The sequence below is a fragment of the Burkholderia puraquae genome, assembly GCF_002099195.1.
Classification (GTDB): Bacteria; Pseudomonadota; Gammaproteobacteria; order Burkholderiales; family Burkholderiaceae; genus Burkholderia; species Burkholderia puraquae.
Window position 1 is genome coordinate 1 of sequence record NZ_NBYX01000074.1, and the last position, 748, is coordinate 748.

The 748-nt window shown below is 66.6% G+C and carries 1 pseudogene; it reads right to left on the bottom strand.

The window, feature by feature from the left end:
- Positions 1–4 precede the first annotated feature (4 nt).
- A pseudogene (locus B7G54_RS37840) lies at positions 5–748 on the bottom strand (virulence factor); the annotation flags it as partial.

The following is a 748-nucleotide window of genomic DNA, read 5'->3' on the forward strand; positions in this document are numbered from 1 at the left end:
CCGGTCAGTAGGAATAGCCCTGCATGCCGTAGTTGGTGTCGTGACGGCGGCCCCACCACGGCAGATACGCATTGTTCTCGCCCCGCGCACGGAACCAGTCCTTGTCCGGATCGATCGCCGTGACTTTCGACGGCGGCACCACCACTACCGCCGTCGGGTGCTGCGCGTCCGTCGTCCCCGCCACCAGCACCTTCTCGCCAAGGTGATTCGCCCGCCCGATCGCCAGCACCACGTCCGTCAATGCCGTACCGGCGCCCATCGGGCCCAGCAACGCAGGCGTATTGAACGTCTGCTTGCTGAAGTTGTAGTCCGGCAGCACTTCCGTCAACGTCTGCGAYAGCGCGCCGATCCGCTCCGACGCCGCCTCGCCGCCGCGGCCCGCGTCATGCACCACGAAGTTCAGCGACGGCACCGACACCCCCGCATTGCGCGCCGCGCTGTCGATGGTGGCTTTCCACGCCTGCACCGCACGCGTGGTGCCRGCCTTCGCCTCRTAGTCCCTGACGTTGCCCGTCGCCGCTCGGCCGATCCACGCCAACGGTTCACGCTCCGTCTTGAAGTTCGGCCCGACGAGAAACAGCACCACCATGTTCTCGTTGATCTGCGCGTCCTTCGGCGGAAAGCTCGGCGCGTCCCAGTTCATCACCCAGGCGCTTTTGTCGGGGTTCGCTTGCAGGTAATCCAGCGCGCGGTTCAGCGACGTGAAGCCGGCGTTTGCGCCGCCCTGGTTAACGTGGACGTCGGGCGG